2 protein-coding genes are annotated in these 1,561 nt (G+C 64.4%); both read right to left on the reverse strand.

The genetic code is table 11. The annotated features are described in order from the left end of the window. Positions 1-19: 19 nt before the first annotated feature. On the reverse strand, positions 20-940 hold the full coding sequence (locus ACFWBF_RS37270) for an IS5 family transposase (protein ID WP_385609270.1): 921 nt from the start codon (positions 938-940) through the stop codon (positions 20-22). A 56-nt stretch (positions 941-996) separates the two neighbouring features. After that, positions 997-1,470, reverse strand: a complete 474-nt coding sequence (locus ACFWBF_RS37275) for a hypothetical protein (RefSeq protein WP_385609271.1) — start codon at positions 1,468-1,470, stop codon at positions 997-999. Between the last annotated feature and the right edge of the window lie 91 nt (positions 1,471-1,561).

The raw sequence follows: 1,561 nt of genomic DNA on the forward strand, positions 1-1,561 counted from the left end.
CTAGGACTTGTCCGGCCGATCATGAGCGGAGCCAGATGGTGAGGGCTGCGGCGGTTGCGGTGCCAAGGTAGACGTAACGGCGCTTGTCGTAGCGGGTAGCCACCGCCCGGTGCTGCTTGAGCCGGTTGATGGCCCGCTCAACGGTGTTGCGCTTCTTGTACCGCTCTTCGTCGAAACCCGGTGGACGTCCGCCGCGTGAACCTTTGCGCAGGCGGGCGGCCTGGCTGTCGGTCTTCTCGGGAATCGTGTGCCGGATGCTCCGTTGCCGCAGATAGTCGCGGCACGGCCCGTTGCTGTATGCCTTGTCGGCCGCAACGCTGTCCGGCTTCTTGCGCGGCCTGCCTGGCCCGAGCTTCGGGACGCGGATCTTTTCCAGAACCGGTTTGAACTGCGTACAGTCCGCCCGCTGACCTGGTGTGACGATCAGGGACAGCGGGCGGCAGCGGCCGTCCGCGCTCAGGTGGAGCTTGGTGGTGAACCCGCCGCGCGAGCGGCCCAGGCCCTCACCTCCCGCACCACCTCCACCAGGCGGGCGTGCAGGCTCTGCCACGGCGTTTCGTCCTGATGTTCTAGCCCTTGAGGCGGGGGCCGGCGGCGGGTCAGTGCGGGCACCCGCCGCGTGCTGATGCGCCCGCACGATGGTGGAATCGACCGAGACGTCCCAGTCGATCTCACCAGCCGCATCCGCCGCGGCCTGGACCTGCTGCAGCAGTCGCTCCCACGTCCCGTCGGCCGACCACAGCCGGTGCCGTTCGTAGACGGTCTTCCACGGCCCGAAGCGTTCAGGCAGGTCACGCCACTGAACGCCGGTCCGCACCCGGTGCAGAATCCCATCGATCACCTGCCGGTGATCCCGCCATCGGCCACAACGCCTGTTGCTGACCGGTAGGAAGGGCCGCAGCCGTTCCCACTCGGCATTACTCAGATCACCCCGCCCCATGACGGGAGGAACGACCTGACCACACGTCGGTCACAAGATCACACGAACCCTGATCCCTACTCCGTGACGAAGGGTGTGTATCCGACCGGGACCTCGCTCACCTGAAGGTCGGAGAAGACCAAGGTCAGGTTGTGTGCGTTGGTCTCAATGCGTACCTCATGGAAGTCGATCCCGACGGCCTTCGACCAGCGGCGGGTCGCCTCCGACTCAGGGAGAAGCTTGGCTCCCGGGTAGAGGTCATGCCACTTCACGCCCCAGACGTATCCATCAAGGTCGACACCGGTTTCGTGGTCGATGAGCCGGTCGTCCAAAGAGACCCGCCAGGTCTCCGCCGACACCGACGTCTCACAACGGGCCTCAACGCAGTACTGGAAGAGATACCGCAGGTGGGATGGCGTGATACCGGTACGAGGAGCAGCCGTCGCGTAGACGATGACCTCGTAGTCGCGCATGTAGTTGGTGTATCCGTGGTGCACAACAGCCTGATCGAAGGTCTCGTCCAGCATCTGTTCAAGTACGGCGGTATCCATGCCTCCTTCTACCTCACTCGACGAGACCTTCGACAACGAGATACACGGGTGTCAAACGCCATAGCCTCAAAGATCGACCGGACAGGTCCTA

This window comes from Streptomyces sp. NPDC060028 (genome assembly GCF_042736725.1).
GTDB lineage: Bacteria > Actinomycetota > Actinomycetes > Streptomycetales > Streptomycetaceae > Streptomyces.